This window comes from Cellulosimicrobium sp. I38E, from assembly GCF_001647255.1.
GTDB classification, from domain to species: Bacteria; Actinomycetota; Actinomycetes; order Actinomycetales; family Cellulomonadaceae; genus Cellulosimicrobium; species Cellulosimicrobium cellulans_E.
Genome location: NZ_LUAZ01000057.1, coordinates 1 through 22,097 on the forward strand (window position 1 = coordinate 1; position 22,097 = coordinate 22,097).

A 22,097-nucleotide genomic window follows, 5' to 3' on the forward strand; every position below is an offset into this window, starting at 1 on the left:
TCTACCTCGCGCGACCGGGGTTCTACCTCGGCGCGGTCGCGGACTCGATCGCGGCGCGGAGGCCGTCGGCCGTGACGCGGCCGCGGTAGCGGGCGCCGTTGACGAACAGCGTCGGGGTGCCCTGGACTCCCGCGGCGAGGGCGTCGGCGTAGTCGCGCTGCACGGGTGCGGCGTGCTGCTGCGCGGCGTCGCCCACGACGGACGCGCCGTCGAGGCCGAGCTCCTCGGCACGGTCGGCCAGGCCGGCCTCGCCGAGCTGGTCCTGGTGCTCGAACAGCGCGGCCTGCATCTCCCAGAACCTCCCCTGCGCCGCGGCGGCCTCGACCGCGAGCGCCGCGGAGAGCGCGTGCGGGTGGATCTCGAACAGGGGGAAGTGCCGGAACACGAGGCGCACCTGTCCGGCCGACGCCTCGACGACCTGCCGCAGCACGGGCGCGGCGGCGGCGCAGTACGGGCACTCGAGGTCACCGAACTCGACGATCGTCACGGGCGCGTCCGGGTTGCCGAGCACGTGCGCGTCGGCGGGGACGAGCTGGTCGGCCGGGATCGGGGCTGCGGTCTGCTCGCTCACGTCGCCCAGCATGGCACGGGGTCGGCGCGTCGCACCCGGCGAGCGGACGACCGCGTCCCCCGCACCCGTGCAGACCTCGCGGGGTGTCCGCGTGCGGGCCGTCGTCGACGTGCGCGACCGGCCGTTCCCTCACGCGAGGACCAGCGGCCGGCCCTCCCGGATCCCGCCGGGGATCGGCTCGACGAGGTGCTCCAGGCCCGGCCCGGCGCTCTCGCGCCACCACGTGACGTTCCGGGCGTGGCGCGCGTACTCGGAGGCGGGGTCCGCGGTGAGGTACGCAGCCGTCTGGGCGAGGTACACGGCGTCGACGGTGTCGGGCGGGGTGGGCACCCCGGCGAGGACGCGTCGGTCGCCGCGGAAGCGCGGGCGCGGGTGCATGCGCTTGAGGAGGTTGAGCGCGCCGAACAGCAGTCCGGGGCGGAACCGGCACACGAGCTCGTCCTCGTGGTGGAGCTGCGCGAACAGCCGCTCCTCGTCGAACGACAGCCCGCGGGCGACGGCCTCGCCGACCATCCACAGGAGCGCGGTGTCGGAGAGCGCCCGTGCGCGCGCCCCGCCGCCGACGTCGCTGTGCCCGCCGGGGAACCAGACCTGCTTGACCCGCGCCGCCATGGAGACGGGCACGTCCCAGAGGCACGGCTCGAACGTGATGCGGCGGTCGTCGATCGCGAGGGCCTGGCGGGCGCACTCGACGTCGGTCGACAGGCGCAGGTCGTGGAACCGGCTGCGACGCCGGGACAGCCCGGGGACCCCGAGCGCGCCGACGGTGTCGAACACCCCGAGGAACGCGACGGGGACGTGGTCGTGGCAGTGCTCGGCGCGGAAGGCGGCCGCCTGCTCTGCCCGCTGGGCGGCGTCGCGCACGCGGTAGATGCGCTCGGCGTCGCACAGGTGGTCGCGCGCGAGGGAGTCCTGGGTGAGCAGCCCGACGGTCGCGACCATGCCGACGACGCTCCGGGCCGTGTACGCGCCGCGGCTGAACCCGAACACGTAGATCTCGTCTCCGGGCTCGTAGTTGAGCGCGAGGTGGCGGTACCCGGCGACGACGTTGCGCGTCAGCCCGTACCCGAACGCCCCGCCGAGCAGGCGGTCGACGAGGTAGCCCTGCGCCCCGACGCCCTCGACGGAGAACACCATCTGCTGCACGCCGTCCGGCCCGATGCCGGTGCGGACCGAGCGCGCGATCTTCTCGATGTTCGACACGCTCGCGTTCACCGGCGAGTTCCACGTGCCGTCGCAGCACAGCACCAGGCGCTTCATGACCCCTCCCCAGCTCGCCCCGGCACCGTCGTCGGGGACACCATCTGGGGAGGGCCCGGCAGGGTTCGTGATACTTCGGTGAGCGTCTCCTCGCTCACCCGCCGAACGGTCCGAGGGGCGGCTGCCGGTGGCGTAGGTTCTGGCGGTGTGACCGTCACGAGCGCCCCCTCCATCCAACCCTCGGGCTACCCGACCGGGCGGGAGCGGCGGCACGCCCGGGGGACGCGCCGGCACCGGGGCGCGTGGGTCGCGGTCGTCGTGACGCTGGCACTCCTCCTCGGGGCCGCCGGCGGCGGGCTGGTCTGGTACCGGGGGTCGACGTACGACGACCTGGCCGCGCAGACCACCACGGCGCAGGCCCTGCTCACGACGTCCGACGGGAAGGTCGCCGACCCCGCCGTCCGGGACGACCTCACGCTCGAGGTCGACGACGCGCGCGCCCTGCTGGGTGCGTCGTTCCTCGATCGCATGACGACCGGCACGACGGGAGCGACCGCGTCGCTGGAGCGGGCGTCGCAGGCCGTGCACGCCTCGATGCTGGAGCACGCGCGCGCCGAGGTCGAGGCGGCCCGCACGAGCCTGGCGCCCGTCCAGGAGCAGGGCGAGAAGATCTACGCCGCGACGGAGGGCCTGGGTGCCGACGAGGCGGTGCGCACGCGGCTCCGGGAGGCGCTCGACGCGGCCGCGACGACGTCGGAGACGGCCGGGAGCGGTGCGTCCGCCGACGACCTCGCCGCGCTGGAGCAGGCCGTGCTCGACCTGGAGGCGGGCCTGGCGACCGTCACCACGTCGACGGAGGAGATGTCGACCGCGCAGGACGCCGTCTCCTGCCCCGCGCCGGACCAGGTGTGGGACCCCGACGGCGGACGCGTGCCCGACTCCGCCCTGGCCGCGATCCCGTGGTCGCCGCAGGACCGGGTGCGCGCCGACGTGCTCGACGGGCTCGTCGCCCTCGACGCGGCCTACCTCGAGCGGTTCGGCGTGCACCTGACGATCAACTCCTCGTACCGCACGTACGAGGAGCAGGCGGGCCTCTACGACCCGTCGTCGCCGATCGCCGCACCGCCCGGCTGCTCGAACCACGGACTGGGCTTCGCCGTCGACCTGGGCGGCGGCGTGCAGGCGTTCGGCACGCCCCAGTACGAGTGGCTCAAGCAGAACGCCGAGACCTACGGCTGGACCCACCCCGACTTCGCCGAGCCCGACGGGCGCGTGCCCGAGCCGTGGCACTGGGAGTCGGTGCTGGCCCGCGCGGACGACTGAGCCGCCCGCCGGGACTCAGGGCGACCATGCCCCAGGGCCCGCATCCTGGTCGACGTCCACCCGGGTGACGTGCCCCGGCGTCCGGCCGTCGCGCAGCCACGCCACGAGCCGGTCGACCGCGCTCCGGGGCCCGGTCGCGACCACCTCGACGGTGCCGTCGAGGCGGTTCGTCGCGGCTCCGTCGAGCCCCAGCGCGACGAGCCGCTCGCGCGTCGCCCAGCGGAAGCCGACGCCCTGCACGCGCCCGTGCACGACGGCCCGCAGGGCGACCGGAGCGTCGGGAGCCCCCGTCACAGGTGCACGTGCGCCGGGACGCCCGTGGACGACTCGATGTCCGACTCGGCGTCGTCGAGCAGCCGGTCCGCGAGCCGCCGCAGCGCGCGCCCGACGGCGATCTCGTCGCCGATGAGCGGGACGTCCAGGTCGTGCGGGTCACGACGCGCGCGCCCGACGGTCCGCAGGTGCTCCGGCGTCTCCGCGACGAGCACCGCCTCCGCCGTCGTGCGGCCCTCCGACTCGACGACGCTGACCTGCACGCGCCACACCTTCGTGGTGTCGGTCCCGCCGCCGTTCTCCGCTCCGGGCACGTGCTCGACGTAGCTGTCCGACCCCGGGTAGACGAGCGTGCGCTCGCCCGTGTCCGCCCACTCCACGAGGTACGGGGGCGACCCGTCCTCGTGCCGCAGCTCGACCACCACCCCGTCGCGCACCGCTCCGCCGACGACCCCCGAGGCGGTCACGATCCTGTCCCCGACCGATGCCCTCATGGCTCCTCCTCGTGCCGCACCGCTCTTCCATCATGCGACCGGCGCGTGCGCCGTGCACCCCCGGGCCGGGCGCGGCTACGCGTCGAGCTGGGCTCGCAGCGCCTCGGGGTCGCGCGCCGGGAGCCGGCACACGAAGTCGGCGCACAGGTACGCGCCCGGGCCGCGACCAGCGAGCAGGCCGACGCCGTCGACCGCGAGCGCCGCGGCGTCGCCGGGCGTCGCGCCGAGCAGCAGGCCGTCCGGGTGGTACCAGTCGCGCGCGGCCTCCCGGAACGCCTCGCGCAGGTCCGGGTCGGCCACGAGCACGAGCTGGTGGGGCGGCTCGGCGAGCCCGACGGCGACGCGCAGCACCCCGGCCGCGCCGAGGGGGTGCTCGCTCGCCGTCGGGGACGCGGCGACGTGGGCGCGGGCGGCGTCCCGGTAGCGCGGCTCGCCCGTCGCGAGGTGGGCCAGCAGCGCCGCCCGCGCGGCCGCCGTCGTGCCGGACGGGACGGCCCCCTCCGACGCGTCGGCAGCGGCACCGGCCGCGAGCCCGAGGTCGGTGAGCACGGGGTCGGTGCCCTGCGGGGGCCGCAGCTCGCCGTCCGCGCCGACGGTCGCGTCGACGAGGCGCAGGCCCGCGCGCACGTACCGGGCCTCTCCCGTCAGGCCGCCGAGCACGAGGAGCGCGGTCGCGAGGGCGCCGTGGTCCTCGAGCGTCGCGACGGCGTCCGAGGCGACTCCGCCCTCCGACGCGCGCACGAGCGTCCCGTCGGCCCGCACGTGCGTGGTCAGCAGCCGGTCGGCGGCGGCGCGCGCGGCGTCGGTGAGGTCGGGCAGGCCGAGGTGGTGCCCGGCCCGTGCGAGCGCCTCGATCGCGAGGCCGTTCCAGCCGGTGAGCACCTTGGTGTCGAGCGGGGGCGGCTCGTGGTGCGCGCGCTCGGCGGGCGGGAGCAGGTAGTAGCCGCCCTCGACGCGCTCGCCGTCGACGACGGACTCCGAGTCCTGCGCGCTCGCGAACGCGCCGTCGGCGAGGCGCAGCACGCGCAGGAGGAAGCGCCCGACGTCGGCCGCGACCCGCGCGGCGCCCTCGCCCGGGTCCGGGGTGCCGGGGGCAGGCGCGGGCGTGCGGAGCGGGCCGTCCACCGGGCCGGTGCGCCGCAGGACGGCGAGGGTCGTCGCGGCGGAGAGGAGCTGGGCGTTGTCGTAGAGCATCCGCTCGTAGTGCGGCTCCGACCAGTCGGGCCGGGTCGCGTAGCGGAAGAACCCGCCGTCGACGTCGCGCAGCGGGCTCGCCGCCATGGCGTCGACCGTGCGTCCGGCCAGGACGAGCGCGCGCCGCGCGACCTCGGGGTCCACGACCGACGACGCGGCCAGGTCGAGCAGGAGCTCGAGGGTCGGCGCGACGGGGAACTTGGGCGCGCCGCCGAACCCGCCGTGCACGCGGTCCTCCGCCGCTTCCAGCCGGTCGACGACGGTCCGCGCGTGGTCGGCGAGCCGGCCGACCGGCCCGTCGTCGGTCGCGTCGGGAGCGCCCGGCTCCCCGGGGGTGACGACCGTCGTCGCCGCGGCGCGCGGGACCCCCGTCCGCCGCCCCGCCGCCGCGTCCCGCAGCGCCGCGCGGATCGCCTCCCCGGTGTCGACCACCTGGTCGCGCCGCTGCTCCCAGGCCTGCGCGACGGCGTCGAGCACGTCCCGGAACGCGGGCCGGCCCGCCACGGGGACCGGCGGCCAGTAGGTGCCCGCGTAGAACGGGGCGCCGTCCGCCGTCGTGAACACCGTGAGCGGCCAGCCGAGGTCGGGCGTGAAGGCGCTCGCCGCGGCGAGCAGGCTCGCGTCGACGTCGGGGTGCTCCTCGCGGTCGACCGTGACCGCCACGAAGCCGCGCGCGAGCTGCGCGCCAATCTCGGGGTCGGAGAAGCTCTCGCGCGCCATGACGTGGCACCAGTGGCACGTCGCGTACCCGACCGACACCATGACCGGCACGTCCCGGCGCCGCGCCTCCGCGAACGCCGCGGCGCCCCACGGGTGCCAGTCGACGGGGTTGTCGGCGTGCTGCCGCAGGTACGGGCTCACGGCGTCGGCGAGGCGGTTGACCATGCCGTCCAGCCTGCCAGGTCCGCGCGGCGCTCGCGGGGCGGGACGTCGGAGTTGTCTGCTACGTCCAGGACCGGCGCGCTTGTAACGTTGCGCCCATGCCCGGCCCCGAGCAGTCCGCCCTCGCGGTGGCGACCGACGACGACACCCGCCTGACCACCCAGGCCCCCGCCGACCCCGCCGGGCCGATGCCCGCCGCGCCCGACGTCTCCGTCCGACCTGCCGCCGCCCCCGACGCCGAGCCCGGCCCCGCGCCGCTCCCCCGGCGACCCGTCCGCCAGGTGCCGGCGAGCGGCGACCGCCGGGGCCCGTTCACCCTCGGCGAGGTGCTCGGGCACGGCGGGTTCGCGCACGTCTACCGCGCGACGGACGCGGACGGCGGAGAGGTCGCGGTGAAGGTGCTGACCGGCCTCCAGGAGGGCTCCCGCGAGCGCTTCACGCAGGAGGCGAGGCTGCTGGAGGCCGTGGGCGGCCGCGGCTTCCCCGCGTTCGTGCGCTCGGGCCTCGACGACGACCAGCCGTGGTTCGCGATGGGGCTCGTGCCGGGCACGACGCTGCGCGACCAGGTCCGCACGTCGGGACCGCTGGACGGGCGGCAGGCGCTCCGCCTGGCCGCGCAGGTCGCCGAGGCGCTGCTCGTGCTCCAGGAGCAGCACTGCGTGCACCGCGACCTGAAGCCCGCCAACATCATGGTCGACGGCGACCGCGCGGTCCTCATCGACCTCGGCATCGCGAAGCTGTTCGACACCGCGACGTCCACGCAGCCGGTCGGGACGCTCGCGTACATGGCGCCGGAGCTGTTCGCCCGCCGCGTGCACCCCCGTTCGGACGTGTACGCCCTCGGCCTGCTCCTGATCTTCGCCACCACGGGAGTCGTGCCGGCGGACCTCAACTTCCTCGGTCGCGACCTCGAGGCCGAGGACCTCGTGCGGGAGGTGCCGGACGACCTGGTCGGGGTGCCGGCCGGGATGGAGCTGGCCCCGTCCCCCGCCGAGCTGCCCGAGATCGACCCTCACCTGCAGGACCTGATCCTGTCGATGACGCGCTACCAGCCGAACCACCGCCCCGCGCTCGAGAGCGTCGTCGCCGTGCTGCGCGCGCGGCTCGCCGGGGAGGCCGCCGACGAGACCCTGCTCCTCACGCGACGGATCGTGGCCGACGGCGCCACGGCGGCCGAGCGGGCTCTCGGGCCCGTCGCCGGCCTGGGTGCCGCGACCGGCGCACCCGTCCGGCGCGCGCGGTCGGCCGACGCCGTCGCGGTCGAGACGGACCTCGGGGCGGACCCCGTCATGGTCGCCGGGCGGGACACCGCCCGCGCCCGGGAGCCGTGGCACGCCCTCGTGTACGACGCCACGCTCATGAGCGTGCTCTCCGAGGTGCACGGCGACGGGTTCGACGGCGCGGCCTCGGAGGTCATCGCCGACCACGTGGCGAGCATCGGCGCGCACGTCGCCGACGGCCGCACACCCGCCGAGCTCAAGGACTGGCTCTGGCAGGCGATGCAGTGGCAGGCCGCCACGCCGCCGGCCGGGCACGCCGACACCCTGCGCGGGTGGCGGGCGTACCGTCGCCCGCCGCACGTGGCACCGGGCGAGCCCGTGGTCCGCCTCGCCCCGCCGCGCGCGGACGAGCCCGCTGCCGCCCCGGTGCACGGCGCCACCCGCGGGCGTTCCTGGCCGGTGCCCGTGCGGCGGGTCTCCTCGCTGGGCCGACCGGCGGCGACCTCGTCCGCGGCGGAACCGGTGGCCGCCGCCGTCGTGCGGACCCGGGTGCTGGACTCTCCCGACCTCGTCGCCACCCAGGTCGGGCGACCGGTCCCGCCGTCGGTCCCGCCGCGCCGGAGCCCCGTCCAGCACCTCGGGCCCACGCCGCGCACGGCCCGGCAACGCGTCACCGGCGCGGCCGTCACGAGCACCCCCGCCCCCCGGCCTGCGGACACCTCGCAGAGCAGCCCCGCGGCGCCCTCGGCCCCGGGACGCGCAGCAGCCCCCGCGGTCGCCGCGCGCCCCCGCCCCGCCGCGTCGTCGTCCGGGAGCCGGTCCCGGGTCGCAGGCACGCTCCTGCGCATGCTGCCGCGCCTGCTCGCGGTCCTCGCGGTGCTGCGCACGCTGTGGCTCGTGCCCGACGGCGCGGCCCGGCAGAGCGAGCCGTTCGTCCCCCTGCCGTCGCAGCTCCTGGAGACCCTGCGCGTCTCGGTCGACATGGCCCCGCTCGTCGACGGTCCGGTGCTCGCCCTGGCCGCGCTCGCGGTGGCCGTGGCGCTGCGCGTCGCCGGGCAGCGCACGTGGACATGGCTGTACGCGCTCCTCGCCTCCGCGTCGGTCGCGACCACGGTGGTGCTCGTCCTGCGCGGCTGACCGGCTGTCGGGGTGGGTCGAGGGCGGTCGTGGCGGCACCGCGGGGTGCCGCCACGGCCGTGGGCTCAGAGCGGGCCGAGCACGTCCCGGCGCGGCGCCCTGAGGTCGAGCGCCGCGAGGACGCCCCCGAGCGCGCGCTCCTCGTACCGGAAGTGCGACTCCATGATTGCGCCCACCCCGTCGAGGTGACGCACGACGGCGTCCCGCGACGCGGCGGGGTCCGTCGCCCGGTCGAGCGCGTGCTCGAGGTCGGCGACGAGGTACGCGATCATCCCGTGGTCCTGGCGCAGACGCCGCAGGACGTCGGCGAGGTTCGGGTGACGCCGCTCGAGCTCGGGGAAGAGCACCGCGTCCTCCGCGGTGTGGTGCCGGGTCAGGGCGGTGCAGAAGCCCCGGCAGTACACCAGCAGGTCGGTGACCGGATCGCTGGGGTTCGGATCGCCGTCGTGCGCCGTGTCCCGCACCAGCTCCAGCGCGCGGCGCAGCCGGCCGTGCACCGCCTGCATCTCGTCGTACCAGGCCACGAGCCTGGCCTTCTCGCCCTCACTCACCGGTGAGGAACGAGGAAAGGGTCCGTGCCGTCACGGCTCCCCCTTCCGGGTTCGGCGCCTCCATGCCTGACGTGGTCCGCCACCGGCACGCGACGCTGGGCGCGACCCTACCAGCCCGCTCCGCGGGGGTCGCGCGGCGTCGCGTGCGCCGCCGACGAGAACGACACCACGCGCCGTCGAGCACGACCTGAGGGCCGCGAAGAGGCTCAGAACGACCCTCAGGTCGTGTTCGGCGCAGTCCCGGGGACGAGGGTCAGGCGTGGAGGCGGCGGAGGAACGCGCGGGTGCGCTCTTGCTGCGGGTCGCCGAGAACCTGTTCGGGGGTGCCTCGCTCGTGGACGCGGCCCTCGTGGAGGAAGCAGACCTCGTCGGCGACGCGTCGCGCGAAGCCCATCTCGTGCGTCGCGACGAGCATGGTGCGGCCCTCGGCACGCAGCTCGGCGAGCAGGTCGAGCACCTCGCCGACGAGCTCGGGGTCGAGCGCGGACGTCACCTCGTCGAGCAGGAGCAGCTCGGGCCCGTTGACGAGGGCGCGCGCGATCGCGGCGCGCTGCTGCTCGCCGCCCGAGAGCTGGTCGGGGTACGCGGTCACCTTGTGGCCCAGGCCGACCCGGCCCAGCATCTCGACGGCCGCCGCCTCCGCCTCCGCGCGCGCCCGCCGGTGCACGAGGCGCGGCGCGAGCGTGACGTTGTCGAGCACGGTGAGGTGCGGGAAGAGGTTGTACGCCTGGAAGACCATGCCCATGCGCGCCCGCACGCGGTTCGCGTCGAGGCGCGGGTCGGCGACGTCCTCGCCGTCGAGCAGGATCTGCCCGTCGTCGACCTCGTCGAGGAGGTTGACGACGCGCAGGAGCGTGGACTTGCCCGAGCCGGACGACCCGACGAGCACGACGCACCGGTGCGCGTCGACGTCGAGGTCGATGCCGTCGAGCACGACCCGCCGCCCGCCCGGGACGCCGGGTGCGGGGAAGGTCTTGCGGACGCCGCGCAGCGAGAGCAGGTGGTCCGCGCCCGCGTCCTGCGGGGTGGCGTCGGAGGGCAGGACGACCCCGCTCATCGGATGTCCCCCGCGCCGCTCACGGTCGCGAGCGACCGGCCCCAGCCACGGCGCGCCTGGTACGCGTCGACCGCGCGCGTCAGCGGGAACGACACGAGGAAGAACAGGATCCCCGCGACGACGTACGGCGTGAAGTTGTAGCTCCCCGTGGTCGCGATCTGCGCGGCGCGGATGGCGTCGACGGCGCCGAGCACCGAGATGAGCCCGGAGTCCTTCTGGAGCGAGACGAGGTTGTTCGCGAGCGGGGCCGTGACGTTCCGTACAGCCTGCGGCAGCACGACGCGGCGGGTCGTCTGGGCGCGCGTGAGCCCGAGCGAGCGCGCCGCCGCGACCTGCGACGGGTGCACCGACTCGATGCCGGCGCGGAACACCTCGGCCAGGTAGGCGGTGTACGTGAGGACGATCGCGAGCGCCCCGAGGAAGGCGCCCGACGTCGGCAGCCACTCCAGGCGCAGCGCGGGCAGCCCGAAGCCGACGAGCAGCAGGACGAGCAGGAGCGGCACCCCGCGGAACAGGTCGACGTACGCGGTCGCGAACGCACGCAGCGGGAAGAGCGCCGGGATGCGGCTCGTGCGCGCGATCGCCAGCCCGAGACCGAGCAGCGTCCCGACGATTCCCGCGACGACCCACACGCGCAGGTTGAGCCACAGCCCCTCGAGGATCGCGGGCAGCGACTCCCACGCCATCGCGGGGTCGAAGAACGCGGTCCGCGCACGCTCCCACCCGGGTGCGTTGACGACGACGAGCACGACCGCCGCCACGACGAGGACCGTGCTCACGAGCGCGACCAGGAGCGAGCGGCGACGCTGCGCGCGCCGGAACGCCGCGCGGTCGAGCGCGAGCGGCGACGGCGACCACGCGAGGGTCGGGGCTCCGTCGGGCTCGTCGCTGCGCCCGGGCGGGCGCGCGTCGTCGGGCACGGTCACGGCCGGGTCACTCGAGGACGGGGATGTCGTCCGACTTGAGCCACGTCGTGCGGAGCTCGGCGAGCGTGCCGTCGGCCTCGAGCTCGTCCACGGCCTGGGTCACGCAGTCGGTCAGCGCGGAGTCCAGGTCGAGCACGAGCCCGTACTGCTCGACGACGCCCTGGTCGGGCAGCGTCCCGATGACGACGGAGTCGGGGAAGTACTCGGTCGACGCGGCGACGCCCTGGTCCACGTCCATGACCATCGCGTCGATCGTCCCGGACTGCAGCGCCTGCATGCCGTCGCCGGCCGCGTTGTACGGCGAGATGTCCGCGTCCTCGCCCCACGCGGCCTCGGCGAGCGTGAGGCTCGTCTGCGCGGCCGTCACGCCGATGCGCGCTCCGTCGAGCTCGGCGAGCGTCGTCGCGCCCGCGTACGGGCCGTCCTCCATGACGATGACGCCCTGGCGCGTCGTCAGGTACGGGCTGGAGAAGTCGACGGCCTGCTTGCGCTCGTCGGTGATCGACGTCTGGTAGGCGGCGACGTCGAACGGCTTCACGGCCGGGCTGATGATCTGCTCGAACGTCACGGTCTCCCAGGCGACGTCGTCGGCCGCGTAGCCGAGGCGGTCCGCCACCGCGTAGATCAGCGCCGACTCGAAGCCCTCGCCCGAGTCGTGCTCGCCGATGTACCACGGCGCGTACGCCTCGCCCGCGCCGACGGTCAGCACGCCGTCGGTGAGCGTCGGGAGCGCGCCGGGCTCGCACTGCGCGGCGTCACCCGAGGCGCTGCCGCTCGGGCTCGCGGTGTCGTCGCCGTCGCCTCCCGACGAGCAGGCCGTCAGCGTGAGCGCGGCGACCGCCGTGACGGCGGTGAGGAGGGCGGGACGGGGACGCAGACGGCGCATGGTGACCTTCCGGGTGTCGGGCGCCCGCGGGAGTGGTGGGCGCCGGCCACTGACGATAACGCCGGGCCGTGGGCCGTGGCTTCCCCCGGCCGCATCTCGGCCGGGTGGGGCGCGTCACAGCGCGGAGCCCCGGTGGTACGGGGCGACGCGCCCCCGGCGGGCGGCCCCGAACACGACAAAGGCCCTCGATCATCAGATCGAGGGCCTTCGCCTTCTGAGTAGCGGGGGCAGGATTTGAACCTGCGACCTCTGGGTTATGAGCCCAGCGAGCTACCGAGCTGCTCCACCCCGCGTCGGTGATAACTACTCTACGTGAGGTTCCGGACCAGGCCAAATCGGGTGGACGAGACGTGGGTCACGCCAGGACCTCGACCCCGAACGCGAACTCGCGCACGGCCCCGGGCTCGAGCCGCACGTCCGCGGCGCAGTCGGCGCGGTTGAACGCGTCGGTCAGCGTCTCCACGGGCTCGATCGCGACGGCGGCCCGCTCGCGCCGCGCCAGGCCGTCGCCCGTGTAGACGTGGACGAGCCCGCGGTCCTGCCACACGGCGAGCCCCTGCCCCGTCGCGGGGTCGCGCACGAGGGTCCGGGCGCGGCCGTCGGCGTCGGTGCGCAGGTCGCCGAACGCGTGGTCGAGCCGCACGCCGACGAGCGGCAGCGGCCCGACGCCGTCGATCGCGCCGAACGCGTCCGCCCCCATGAGCGGGAGCAGCCCGGCGTCGGTCACGACGGCGCGCCGCGCCGGGACGGTCAGCTCGAGCCGGTCGATCGTGGCGTGCCCCGGCACGCGCAGGTACGGGTGCCATCCCAGGGCGACGGGCGCGGCGGTCGCGCCGACGTTGCGGGCCCGCAGCGTGACGCCCAGCGAGCCCGCGTCGAGCACGTACTCGACCTCGAGGGCGAGCGCGAAGGGGTAGCCCGCGTGCGAGTCGGGGGCGACGGACGCGCGGAGCGTGACCGACACCGGTCGCGCCGGGTCCTCGTGCACCGGGCGCCCGGGGTCGTCGTCCCGGTCGACGACCGTCCAGTCGAGCGTGCGGGCGAACCCGTGCATGGTGAGGGGCTCCCACGGCAGGACGGGCGGCACCTGGTGCCGGACGCCGTCGAACACGTACTGCCCGCCCGCGAGACGGTTGACGAACGGCGCCATGAGCGCCGACCGCGCGGCGTCGTGCGCGGCGACCTCCGTCTCGTCGGCGTACCCGTCGACGAGATCCTCGACGCGGGAGGTCCCGTCCGCCCCGCGCCACGGCGCACGCCAGGCGAGCACGGCCGCACCGCGCAGCGCCACGACGAGCTCGGCCCCGGACGGGTGGTGCAGGCGCGCCGCGGGGACGGCCGGGGTCGTGTCGCTCGCCGCGCTGAAAGCGTTGCTGCAAACCGTTGCAGAAGTCACGAGGAGCGATCCTCCCGCCCGGCGGACGAAAAGACAACTCCGGCACGACGCCCGACGGGCGGGGACACCCCTTGGTGTCCCCGCCCGTCCGTGGCGTGCGTTCGTCCTGCCGCGGCCGTCAGCCGGCCGAGGACTCCGTGTCGAGCGACTGCTCGGCGGCCAGCGCCGCCTCGAGCGCCTGCTGGAGCCGATCCTGCGCCTCGCCGTAGGCGGCAAAGTCGCCCTCGGCGAGCGCGGCCTGGCCGTCCTCGATGGCCTGCTGCGCCTGGCGCAGCGCCTGGTCGAGCTCGGCGCGGGCGCCGCCGTCGACCGTGCCGCCGTCGGCCGGCGGCGCCGGCTCCTCGGTGGCCGGCGGCTCGGTGCCGGGGTCCGTCGTCCCGGGGTCGGCGGTCTCGCCGTCGGCGGGCTGGTCCGGGACCTCGGTCTCGACCCCGCCGTCGGCGTCGCCCGCGTTCGCGCCCGAGTCGCCGCCGAACACCTGGTCCAGCGCCTCGTCGAGCGTGTCGGCGAAGCCGATCTCGTCGCCGAAGGACACGAGCACCTTGCGCAGCAGCGGGAACCGCGTGCCCTCCGTGGACTGCACGTAGACCGGCTGGACGTACAGCAGGCCGCCGCCCACGGGGAGCGTGAGGAGGTTGCCGTTGATGACGGTCGAGTCACCGCGCCGCAGCGCCAGGAGGCCGTCCGCGGCGGTCGGGTCGGTGTTGAAGTTGTTCTGCACCTGACCCGGTCCGGGGACCGTCGCGTTGCGCGGCAGCTCGAGGAGCCGCAGCGTGCCGTAGTCCTCGGACCGCACGCCCGCCTCGTTGCCCGGCTCCGCGTCGACCGCGAGGAACCCGGTGAGGATGTTGCGGTCGGAGCCGCCGCCCGGGATGTACGTCGACATGAGCGAGAACGTCGGCGCCTCCTGGCTCGGCATCTGGAGCGTGAGGTAGTACGGCGGCTGGGCGGGCTTGACCGTCCCGCCGACCGTCGGGTCCTCCGGGATGCGCCAGAAGTCCTGCTGCGTGTAGAACTCGTTCGCGTCGTCCACGTGGTAGCTCGCGAGCAGCGTGCGCTGCACCTTGAACAGGTCCTCGGGGTAGCGCAGGTGGCTCATGAGGTCGCCCGAGATGTCCGAGAGCGGCTGGACGGTGCTCGGGAAGACCTGGCTCCACGCCTGGAGGACCGGGTCCTCGGCGTCCCACGCGTACAGGTCGACCGAGCCGTCGTACGCGTCGACGGTCGCCTTGACCGAGTTGCGGATGTAGTTCACCTGCTGCGGCGCGAGCGCCTCGACGGAGTTCGCCGCGACGAGCGAGTCGCGCGTCGAGTCCTCGAGCGACTCGGACGTCGAGTACGGGTAGGCGTTCGACGTCGTGTAGCCGTCCACGATCCACTTGACGCGGCCGTCCACGACCGCCGGGTACACCCGCCCGTCGAGCGTGAGGTACGGCGCGACCTTCGCGACGCGGTCGCGCGGGCTGCGGTCGTAGAGGATCTGCGACTCCTCGGTGACGCGGTCGGAGAAGAGGATCTGCTCGGACCCGAACTTCAGCGCGTAGAGCACCTTGTTCATGAACGACCCGACGCTCGGGCCCGCCGCGACGTCCTGCGTCGGGAAGGTGTTGCTGACCTGACCGGCGTCGTCGTCGACCGGGTAGTCGAGCTCCCACGGGTCGGTGCCCTCGGGCGCGCCGACGATCGAGTACTGCGGCGCCTCGGGCGAGAAGTAGATGCGCGGCTCGTAGCCGCCGGCGTCGGTGAACGCGCCGGTGGACGGGATCGAGCCCTCGTAGAACGCCGGCCGACCGTCCGGACCGATCTGGTTGCCGTACGCGGCGACGACGCCGAAGCCGTGCGTGTAGACCGTGTGGTCGTTGACCCAGTTGCGGGCGTCCGCCCCCAGACCCTCCTGGTTGAGCTCGCGCACCGCGATGACGGTGTCGCGGCTCTCGTCGTCGATCGTGTACCGGTCGACCGACAGCGACGGCGAGAACTGGTAGTACTGCTTGTTCTGCTGGAGCTGGCTGAACGACGGGCTGACGATCTCCGGGTCGAGCAGGCGGATGGACGCCGTCGTGTCGGCGTCCTCGCGCAGCGCGCCCGCCTCCGCCTCCGTCTTGGCGTTGTAGGACTCGGTCTGGACGTCGTCGATCCCGTACGCCGACTTCGTCGCGTCGATGTTGCGCTGGATGTACTCCTCCTCGAACTCCTGCGCGTTCGGCGTGACCTGGAAGCGCTGGACGACGCTCGGGTAGATGCCGCCGATGGCGATGGCCGACACGACCATGAGGCCGACGCCGATCGCCGGGAGGCGCCAGTTGCCGCGCACCGCGGTCACGACGAACAGCGCCGCGACGAAGAGGGCGACGACCGTGAGGATCGCCTTGGAGGGGATGACCGCGTGCACGTCCGCGTAGGACGCGCCGTCGAACTTGGCGCCGCCCGAGGTGAGGATCGAGTAGCGGTCGAGCCAGTAGTTGGCCCCGATGAGGACCAGGAGGAGCGCGGCGGTCACCGAGAGCTGGACGCGCGCGGCCGTCGTCGTGCGCGGGCCCGCGTCGGAGCCGCCACCGATGCGCAGCCCGCCGTACAGGTAGTGCGTCGCGACCGCGGCGATGCCGGCGATGATGACGACCGCCATGAGGAAGCTCACGACGAACCGCAGCGCGGGCAGCGTGAAGACGTAGAACGACAGGTCGATGCCCCACTGCGGGTCCGTCGTGCCGAACGGCACCGAGTTCAGCGCCAGCAGGACGGTCTGCCACTGCGACGCCGCGGCGGCGCCGGCGAAGAAGCCGACGAGCGCGGGCGCGACGATCATGACGACCTTGCGCAGCGGCTCGATCGCCTCGCGGTACTGGTCGAGCGTCGCCTGCTCGGGCGTCGACGGCGCGTAGATCGGCCGGGAACGGTACGCGATCGAGAACGACAGGAAGACGAGCCCGCCCATCACGAGGAACCCGCCGACGAACAGGGCGATGCGCGCGCCCCACTGCGTCCACAGGACGTTCGCGAAGTCGAGCTGCCGGAACCACAGCACCTCGGTCCAGAACTGGGCGAGCAGGAGCAGGAGGACCACGAGGGCGCCGACGACGGCGATCGCGATCCCGATCGGGCTCCGGCGCCGGGCGGGCCGCCCCCCGGAGGACGGCCGGCGGGGCGCTGCGGCGAATGACACGGTGGGTATACCTCTTCGGTCGTGGCTCGGGCGTGCACCGGGGTCAACGCCCGGTCCTCCCCCAAGGTTCCCACGGCCCGCGGCCTCGTGGGGGACGTCACGACCAGGTCATCGCCCGTCCGCCGCCGGTCGGCGCGCGATGGGGGACCATGGGGGCATGCCCCAGCCTGACGACGCCTCCCCCTCCACCCCCGCGCCCGGCCCCGGGCCCGTCGCGCCCGGCGGCCCGACGCCGCAGCACGCGCTCGCGCTCGCCGTCCACGAGATCGAGGCGCACGCGGCGGACGCCGGCTGGGACGCGCCGCCGCGGCTCTTCGCGCTCGTCGCGACGGCCGGGGCGCTCGCCGCCGACCCGACGCTCGCGGACCGACTGCCGCCCGACGTCGTCGCGGCGGCCACGGCGGACCCGCACCACCTGCTCTCGATCGAGCAGGAGGGCTTTGCCGTGGACGGCGACCTCGAGGACGGGCTCGCACGCGTCGCGTGGCCCGCGACGGTCGACGGCGCCGCGCTCGTCGTCGAGCGGATCGTCCTGCCCCCGGCCGCCGAGGAGGGCGTCCCGGACGACCCCGACGCGGCGCTCGACTACCTCACGTCGCACCCCGACCGGCAGGACGTGCGCCTCGCCGTCGGCGTGCTGCGCGACGGTCCCACCTGGTGCGCCGTCCGGTCGCGCGCGCACGACGCGGCCGCCGACGTCGCGGGCGGCCCCGACCTCGTCCCCGGCCTCGTCACCGCGCTGCGCGCGACGCTCGAGGACTGACGCGAGCGGCCGTCGTCAGCGCGCCTCGCACGTCGCGAGCGAGTCGCCCTCGCCCGCGCCGATCGCCTCCATGGCGGCGCGGGCGTCGGCCAGCGTCGAGACCGCGGCGACGTGCAGGCCGTCGGGCACGTTGCCCACGACCTCCGGGCAGTTGGCCTGCGGCGCGAGGAACCACGTCGCGCCGTCGCGCAGGGCGCCGTACAGCTTCTGCTGGATGCCGCCGATCGGCCCGACGTCGCCCTCGACGCTCATGGTGCCCGTCCCCGCGATGACGACGCCGTTCGCCTCGTCCTCGGGCGTGAGCTGGTCGACGATGCCGAGCGCGAACATCGTCCCCGCGCTCGGGCCGCCGATGTCCTCGATCTGGATCGACACGTCGACCGGGAAGTCGAACGTCGGGTCGATGAACACGCCGAGCAGCGCGGTGTCGCCGCCGTCCGTCGTCGTCACCGTGAGGTCGGTCTCCGCGCCGTCGCGCAGGACGCCGAGCGTCACGTCGGCGCCCGGGTCGACCGCCTCGAGGCCGTCGATGAGGTCCTGGTACGTCGGGACCGGTGCGCCGTCGAGCGCGACGATGACGTCCCCCGGCTCGACGACACCGTCCGACCCGCTGTCCGGGACCGCGGCCTCGACCGTGAGCGTGGCCGGCACCTCGTACCCGAGCTCGGTGAGCGCCGCGACCGTGGCGTTCTCCTGCGAGGAGATCATCTCGGCCTGGCCCTGCTGCTCCGTCTCCTCCTTGGTGCGGCCGGTCGGGAACACCTCCTCGACGGGGCGCACGCTGCGCGAGCGGTCGAACCAGCCCTGCACGACCTGGGCGAGGTTGACGGGGTAGCCCGGCCCTCCGGCGACGGAGACGGTGGTCAGGCGCAGCTCGCCCGTCGAGTCGAAGGTCTCGGCCCCCGTGATGGAGATCAGCGGCGTGCCGCCCTGCTCGCCGAGCGTGTCCTCCGTCGGCCCCGGCGACCGCACCGCGTAGGGCGCGGGCAGGATCGCGAGGCCCGCGACGAGCAGCGTCGTCACGAGCAGGGAGATGCCGAAGGTCAGGGACCGGCGGGTCACGGGCGGCGGGTCGTGCTCGTCCTCGGCGAGGAGGGCGTCGAAGGAGGGGGCGTCGCTCACCGGGACATCATCCCCGAGGATGCTGGGATCTCCCTGCCGACCGCGCCCGCGGTCCCCGGACCTGCCGGAGGTCAGGGGCGTCGCGACCGCGCCTGCCGCCACACGGCCGCGGTCCCGAGCACCGCCACGGCCGCTCCCGCGGCACCGAGCGCCGCGGCGTCACGACCGCCGAACCGCAGCCCCGCGACGCCCACCCGGCCGCGGACCTCCGCGAGCAGCACCTCCAGCGCCGCGGCGCACGACCACGTCGGCGACCACCCGGCGTCGTGCAGGCGCTCGGCGGAGACCGACCACGGGTGCACGACGAACGCCAGGTCGCTCGCCGGGGACGGCAGCACCCCGACCCGGTGCAGCCGCTCGGCCGCGCCGAACGCGGTCGCCGACGGGAGCTGGACCGTGCGCAGGCCCGCCGCCGCGGCCACCGTCTCGGAGTCGAGCGCGTCCGGGAGCCCGTCGCGCAGCGGACCGGCCGTGAGCCCACCGACGAGGCCGCCGTCGAGCGCGACGCGGACCGCCGCGACGACGTCCTCGACGTGCACGAGGTGCCACGTCCGCTCCCCGCCGCGGACCGTGAGCAGGCGCGGGGCCTCGAAGTGCCGCGTGAGGAGCGTGTCGATCCCGGGCCCGACGACGACCGCCGGCCGCACGAGCCCGAGCGGCACCCCGTGGAGCGCCTCGCGCAGCGCGTCCTCGAACGCGGCCACGTCGCCCGCGAACCCGGGTCCGTCGTCGACGGCGACCGGGTCGTCGTCCTCGATCACCGCGCGGCCCGGCGTCGCGCCGTGCACGGCGGCAGTGGTCACCGCGACGACGTGCTCGATCCCCGCGGCGACCGCGGCCTCGCCCGCGCGCCGGCCGAGGAGCGCGAGCCGGGCGCGCTGCTCGGCGTCGGTCTTCGCTCGCGGCGCCCCGAACTCCCCCGCCGGAGCGACCACGACGAGCCGGCGCGCGCCGTCGGGCCACCCGTCCGCGTCCACGGGCGACGCGTCGGCGGCGCCCAGCCCCCGGCGGACCGCGTCCGCGACCTGACCGACCCCGACGACCACGACGGGGTCGCGCGGAGGCGTGACGGGCCGGACCACAGGGTCCTCCCCCGGCTCGCCCGGGGGCTGTCCCCCGGCGGGGACCGCGTCGCTGCGCCGTGAGCGAACCCGGCCCTCGGACATGGCCCAGCCCCCGTTCTCGGCGGTCGATCGTGGTTACGGTGATCACCGACGCTACCGTGAGGAGTCGCCATGAGCAGCCTTCCCCCCGACCGCACGCCCGGACCGGACGACGACACGCCCTTCGACCCGCGGTTCGAGGAGCTCCTCCGCTCGATGCTCGGACCCGACGCGGACGAGGCGCTGCGCGAGCTCCGTGCCCGCGGTCTCGACCCCCAGGCGCTCGCCGCCGGGGGCGCGGCGGACCCCCAGCTCTTCCAGCACGTCCTCGCGCAGGTCCAGCGGCTGCTGTCGACGCCGAGCGACGGACCCGTGAACACGGACGTCTCGCACGACGTCGCGCGCCAGGTCGCCGTCGCCGAGGGCGACCCCTCCGTCACGGCGGCGCAGCAGCGGGCGGTGACCGAGGCGCTGTCCGTCGCCGAGCTGTGGCTCGACGCCGTCACCGACCTCCCGCCCTCGGGCGGGCGCGCCCAGGCCTGGAGCCGGTCCGAGTGGGTCGAGCACACGCTCCCCGCGTGGAACGAGCTCGTCGCGCCCGTCGCGGCGTCCGTCGCCGACGCGCTCGCGACGGTCCTGCGGGACCAGCTCCCGGAGGGCCTCGGCGACGACCCGTCGGCGCTGCCCGGGGTCGGTTTCACGCTCCCGGGCCAGGTGCCCGGGCTCCCCGCGGGCGCGCTCGGGCTGCCGGGCGACCCCGCGGCGCTCATGCAGCGCCTCGGCTCGGCCGTCTTCGGCATGCAGGTCGGACAGGCCGCAGGGACCCTGTCCCGCGAGGTCTTCGGGGCCACCGACGTCGGGCTGCCCCTGCTCGAGCAGCCCGGGACCGTCCTCCTGCCCACGAACGTCGAGGCGTTCGCCGAGGGTCTGGACGCGCCCGCCGACGAGGTGCGCCTGTTCCTCGCGCTCCGCGAGGCGGCCCACGCGCGCCTCTTCACGCACGTGGCGTGGCTGCGCGGCCACCTGCGCGGCCTCGTCGACGCGTACGCGCGCGGCATCACCATCGACCTGTCGGCGCTCGAGTCGCAGCTCTCCGACGTCGACCTCACCGACACGGACGCCCTCCAGCGCGCCCTGTCCGGCGGCGTCTTCGGGCTCCAGAACACCCCCGAGCAGCAGGCCACGCTCCTGCGGCTCGAGACGACGCTCGCGCTCGTCGAGGGCTGGGTGGACGAGGTCACGGCCGCCGCCGCCCTCCCCCACCTGCCCCACGCGGTCCCGCTGCGCGAGATGCTGCGGCGCCGTCGGGCGGCGGGCGGCCCCGCCGAGCACACGTTCGCCACCCTGGTCGGCCTGGAGCTGCGTCCCCGTCGCTCGCGCGACGCGGCGGCGCTGTGGGCACTCATCGCCGCGCAGTCCGGCTCGAGCGCGCGCGACGGCGTCTGGGACCACCCCGACCTCCTGCCGGACGCGACGGACCTCGACGATCCCGCGGGCTACGAGAGCCGGCGGGCCGTGACCCGCATCGAGGAGGCCGACGTCGACCGCGCGCTCGAGGAGATCTTCCGCGCCGCCGAGGGCGCGGGCAGCGCGGAGCCTCCGACCGGGACGACGGACGACGCGACCGACGACGGACCGGCGGACGCGGGCGGCACCGCGCGCTGAGCCCGGGGCGTCCTGCCGCTCAGTGACCTTCCGACGTCGCGTCGGCCGCGAGCCCGGCGTCCTCCACGGGGGCGCCGGGCTCGTCGCCGTCGGGCTCGAGGTCCGCGTCGCGCGCGAACGAGACGCCCTCCAGGAAGCCGCGCGCCCGGTCCGTCCGCGGGTAGGACTCGAGCAGCTTCCAGAACCCCGGGCCGTGACCGGCGTGGAGCAGGTGGGCGAGCTCGTGGAGCAGCACGTAGTCGAGCACCCACGGGGGCATACCCCGCACCCGGGTCGAGATGCGGATCGTCCCGTCGATGAGGGTGCACGACCCCCACCGCCGGTCCTGGTTCCCGGACCAGCGCACGCTCGTCGGGTGCGCGCGGCCGTCGAGGTACTTCTCGGACAGCTCGACGGCGCGACGCTCGAGCTCGTCGTCGGAGGGGCGTCGCCGCCGCTCGGAGTCGGCCAGGCGGTCGAGCATGCGCTGGACCCACTCGCGCTCCTGGGCGCGGGTGAAGCGCGCCGGGATCGCCACGATGGTGCGCTCGCCGTCGCGGTAGGCGCTCACCGTGCTCTTGCGTCGGCGGCTGCGCCGAACCTCCACGATCGTCTCCCGGACCACGCTCAGACCGTAGTGGTTCTGGCCACGAAAAGGCAGGGCCCCACGCCGCGCGGTGGGGATTTCCGCGTCACCCGGTCGAGCGGACGTCGCGAGGAGCTGTGCTCCCGGTCAAGGAACCGCCCGCGAACTGCCGTCGAGGTCTGCCTGTGGACAACTCGGGTCGGGTGGCGCCGCCGTGCCACGCTCGTCGCGGGCGGCCGACCGCGCCGCCCGCCCCCACGACCCGCGGAGGACACGTGCAGCGACGACGCGTGCTGCGACCCGAGGCCCCGCTGCTCCGGCGCGCCCCGGGCGAGATGCAGGTGGGCACCGACCCACGCTGGTCGGTCCGGCTCACCGGGCTCGAGCCCCTCGAGGAGGAGTGGCTGCGCGCGCTCGCCACGCCGTCGGCCCGGCGCGGCGAGGGCGGCGAGAGCGGGACGCCGTCGCCCGGTCGCCGGGCCGCGCTCGTCCGGCTCCTCGAGGAGGCGCACCTGCTCGTCCCCGCCCGCCGACGACGCCCGGCCTCGCCGTGGCCGGGGGCGGGCGAGGCCGGGCGTCGTCGGCGGGCGGGGACGAGCAGGTGCG

At 75.5% G+C, this 22,097-nt stretch carries 18 protein-coding genes, 1 tRNA gene and 1 pseudogene; 5 read left to right on the forward strand and 15 right to left on the reverse strand.

The window, feature by feature from the left end; genetic code table 11:
* Positions 1-22 precede the first annotated feature (22 nt).
* Positions 23-571 carry a DsbA family protein gene (locus A0J59_RS16775; RefSeq protein ID WP_255365291.1) on the reverse strand — a complete coding sequence of 183 codons (549 nt, stop codon included), beginning with the start codon at positions 569-571 and terminating at the stop codon, positions 23-25.
* Between the two features lie 129 nt (positions 572-700).
* A complete protein-coding gene (locus A0J59_RS16780; protein WP_064316874.1) occupies positions 701-1,831 on the reverse strand; it encodes a DUF2235 domain-containing protein in 1,131 nt (376 codons plus the stop codon).
* A gap of 147 nt (positions 1,832-1,978) precedes the next feature.
* Here A0J59_RS16780 and A0J59_RS16785 point away from each other — a divergent pair, with 147 nt between their 5' ends.
* Positions 1,979-3,094: a M15 family metallopeptidase gene (locus tag A0J59_RS16785; RefSeq protein ID WP_064316875.1), complete on the forward strand. Its 1,116-nt coding sequence runs from the start codon at positions 1,979-1,981 to the stop codon at positions 3,092-3,094.
* 15 nt (positions 3,095-3,109) lie between these two features.
* Here the strand turns inward: A0J59_RS16785 and A0J59_RS16790 are convergent, their stop codons facing one another.
* From A0J59_RS16790 to A0J59_RS16800, 3 genes are all read right to left on the reverse strand, one after another.
* Positions 3,110-3,388, reverse strand: a complete 279-nt coding sequence (locus A0J59_RS16790) for an acylphosphatase (protein WP_064316876.1) — start codon at positions 3,386-3,388, stop codon at positions 3,110-3,112.
* Positions 3,385-3,861 carry a dsRBD fold-containing protein gene (locus A0J59_RS16795; RefSeq protein WP_053369720.1) on the reverse strand — a complete coding sequence of 159 codons (477 nt, stop codon included), beginning with the start codon at positions 3,859-3,861 and terminating at the stop codon, positions 3,385-3,387. The genes A0J59_RS16790 and A0J59_RS16795 overlap by 4 nt, the downstream gene beginning before the upstream one ends.
* 75 nt (positions 3,862-3,936) lie before the next feature.
* Positions 3,937-5,940, reverse strand: a complete 2,004-nt coding sequence (locus A0J59_RS16800; protein ID WP_064316877.1) for a thioredoxin domain-containing protein — start codon at positions 5,938-5,940, stop codon at positions 3,937-3,939.
* 95 nt (positions 5,941-6,035) lie between these two features.
* Between A0J59_RS16800 and A0J59_RS16805 the strand changes: the two genes are divergently transcribed.
* Positions 6,036-8,294 (forward strand): serine/threonine-protein kinase, encoded by a 2,259-nt coding sequence (locus A0J59_RS16805; protein WP_064316878.1) that lies wholly within the window; start codon positions 6,036-6,038, stop codon positions 8,292-8,294.
* A gap of 65 nt (positions 8,295-8,359) precedes the next feature.
* Here A0J59_RS16805 and A0J59_RS16810 read toward each other — a convergent pair whose 3' ends face one another.
* From A0J59_RS16810 to A0J59_RS16840, 7 genes are all read right to left on the reverse strand, one after another.
* The gene (locus A0J59_RS16810) at positions 8,360-8,818 is read right to left on the reverse strand and encodes a hemerythrin domain-containing protein (RefSeq protein ID WP_255365293.1); all 459 of its coding nucleotides are present in this window, start codon (positions 8,816-8,818) and stop codon (positions 8,360-8,362) included.
* A 280-nt stretch (positions 8,819-9,098) separates the two neighbouring features.
* The gene (locus A0J59_RS16815) at positions 9,099-9,902 is read right to left on the reverse strand and encodes an amino acid ABC transporter ATP-binding protein (protein ID WP_064316880.1); all 804 of its coding nucleotides are present in this window, start codon (positions 9,900-9,902) and stop codon (positions 9,099-9,101) included.
* Positions 9,899-10,828: an amino acid ABC transporter permease gene (locus A0J59_RS16820; RefSeq protein WP_082919132.1), complete on the reverse strand. Its 930-nt coding sequence runs from the start codon at positions 10,826-10,828 to the stop codon at positions 9,899-9,901. Before A0J59_RS16820 ends, A0J59_RS16815 begins: the two co-directional genes overlap by 4 nt.
* A 7-nt stretch (positions 10,829-10,835) precedes the next feature.
* On the reverse strand, positions 10,836-11,714 hold the full coding sequence (locus A0J59_RS16825; RefSeq protein WP_064316881.1) for an ABC transporter substrate-binding protein: 879 nt from the start codon (positions 11,712-11,714) through the stop codon (positions 10,836-10,838).
* Positions 11,715-11,933: 219 nt separating this feature from the next.
* Positions 11,934-12,007 (reverse strand) — tRNA-Met (locus A0J59_RS16830).
* Between the two features lie 62 nt (positions 12,008-12,069).
* Positions 12,070-13,110, reverse strand: a complete 1,041-nt coding sequence (locus A0J59_RS16835; RefSeq protein ID WP_064316882.1) for an aldose 1-epimerase — start codon at positions 13,108-13,110, stop codon at positions 12,070-12,072.
* 118 nt (positions 13,111-13,228) lie between these two features.
* Positions 13,229-16,273 carry a UPF0182 family protein gene (locus tag A0J59_RS16840; RefSeq protein WP_053369713.1) on the reverse strand — a complete coding sequence of 1,015 codons (3,045 nt, stop codon included), beginning with the start codon at positions 16,271-16,273 and terminating at the stop codon, positions 13,229-13,231.
* A 157-nt stretch (positions 16,274-16,430) separates the two neighbouring features.
* Here A0J59_RS16840 and A0J59_RS16845 point away from each other — a divergent pair, with 157 nt between their 5' ends.
* The gene (locus A0J59_RS16845) at positions 16,431-17,036 is read left to right on the forward strand and encodes a PPA1309 family protein (protein WP_255365295.1); all 606 of its coding nucleotides are present in this window, start codon (positions 16,431-16,433) and stop codon (positions 17,034-17,036) included.
* 15 nt (positions 17,037-17,051) lie between these two features.
* Here A0J59_RS16845 and A0J59_RS16850 read toward each other — a convergent pair whose 3' ends face one another.
* Positions 17,052-18,158 (reverse strand): PDZ domain-containing protein, encoded by a 1,107-nt coding sequence (locus A0J59_RS16850; protein ID WP_064316883.1) that lies wholly within the window; start codon positions 18,156-18,158, stop codon positions 17,052-17,054.
* Between the two features lie 71 nt (positions 18,159-18,229).
* Positions 18,230-19,240, reverse strand: coding sequence for an NAD-dependent epimerase/dehydratase family protein (locus A0J59_RS16855; protein WP_064316884.1), 1,011 nt, complete (start codon positions 19,238-19,240; stop codon positions 18,230-18,232).
* A 153-nt stretch (positions 19,241-19,393) separates the two neighbouring features.
* On the opposite strand from A0J59_RS16855, the gene A0J59_RS16860 reads away from it, so the two are divergent.
* On the forward strand, positions 19,394-20,926 hold the full coding sequence (locus A0J59_RS16860) for a zinc-dependent metalloprotease (RefSeq protein ID WP_047233407.1): 1,533 nt from the start codon (positions 19,394-19,396) through the stop codon (positions 20,924-20,926).
* Positions 20,927-20,945: 19 nt separating this feature from the next.
* Here A0J59_RS16860 and A0J59_RS16865 read toward each other — a convergent pair whose 3' ends face one another.
* A complete protein-coding gene (locus tag A0J59_RS16865) occupies positions 20,946-21,530 on the reverse strand; it encodes a YgjP-like metallopeptidase domain-containing protein (RefSeq protein WP_369799792.1) in 585 nt (194 codons plus the stop codon).
* A gap of 236 nt (positions 21,531-21,766) precedes the next feature.
* On the opposite strand from A0J59_RS16865, the pseudogene A0J59_RS16870 reads away from it, so the two are divergent.
* A pseudogene (locus tag A0J59_RS16870) lies at positions 21,767-22,097 on the forward strand (hypothetical protein); the annotation flags it as partial.

Coding starts and splice junctions, on each gene's coding strand:
- A0J59_RS16845 (WP_255365295.1), top strand. CDS start 16,431: ATGCCCCAGCCTGACGACGCCTCCCCCTCCACCCCCGCGCCCGGCCCC.
- A0J59_RS16815 (WP_064316880.1), bottom strand. CDS start 9,902: ATGAGCGGGGTCGTCCTGCCCTCCGACGCCACCCCGCAGGACGCGGGC.
- A0J59_RS16795 (WP_053369720.1), bottom strand. CDS start 3,861: ATGAGGGCATCGGTCGGGGACAGGATCGTGACCGCCTCGGGGGTCGTC.
- A0J59_RS16825 (WP_064316881.1), bottom strand. CDS start 11,714: ATGCGCCGTCTGCGTCCCCGTCCCGCCCTCCTCACCGCCGTCACGGCG.
- A0J59_RS16805 (WP_064316878.1), top strand. CDS start 6,036: ATGCCCGGCCCCGAGCAGTCCGCCCTCGCGGTGGCGACCGACGACGAC.
- A0J59_RS16800 (WP_064316877.1), bottom strand. CDS start 5,940: ATGGTCAACCGCCTCGCCGACGCCGTGAGCCCGTACCTGCGGCAGCAC.
- A0J59_RS16860 (WP_047233407.1), top strand. CDS start 19,394: ATGAGCAGCCTTCCCCCCGACCGCACGCCCGGACCGGACGACGACACG.
- A0J59_RS16780 (WP_064316874.1), bottom strand. CDS start 1,831: ATGAAGCGCCTGGTGCTGTGCTGCGACGGCACGTGGAACTCGCCGGTG.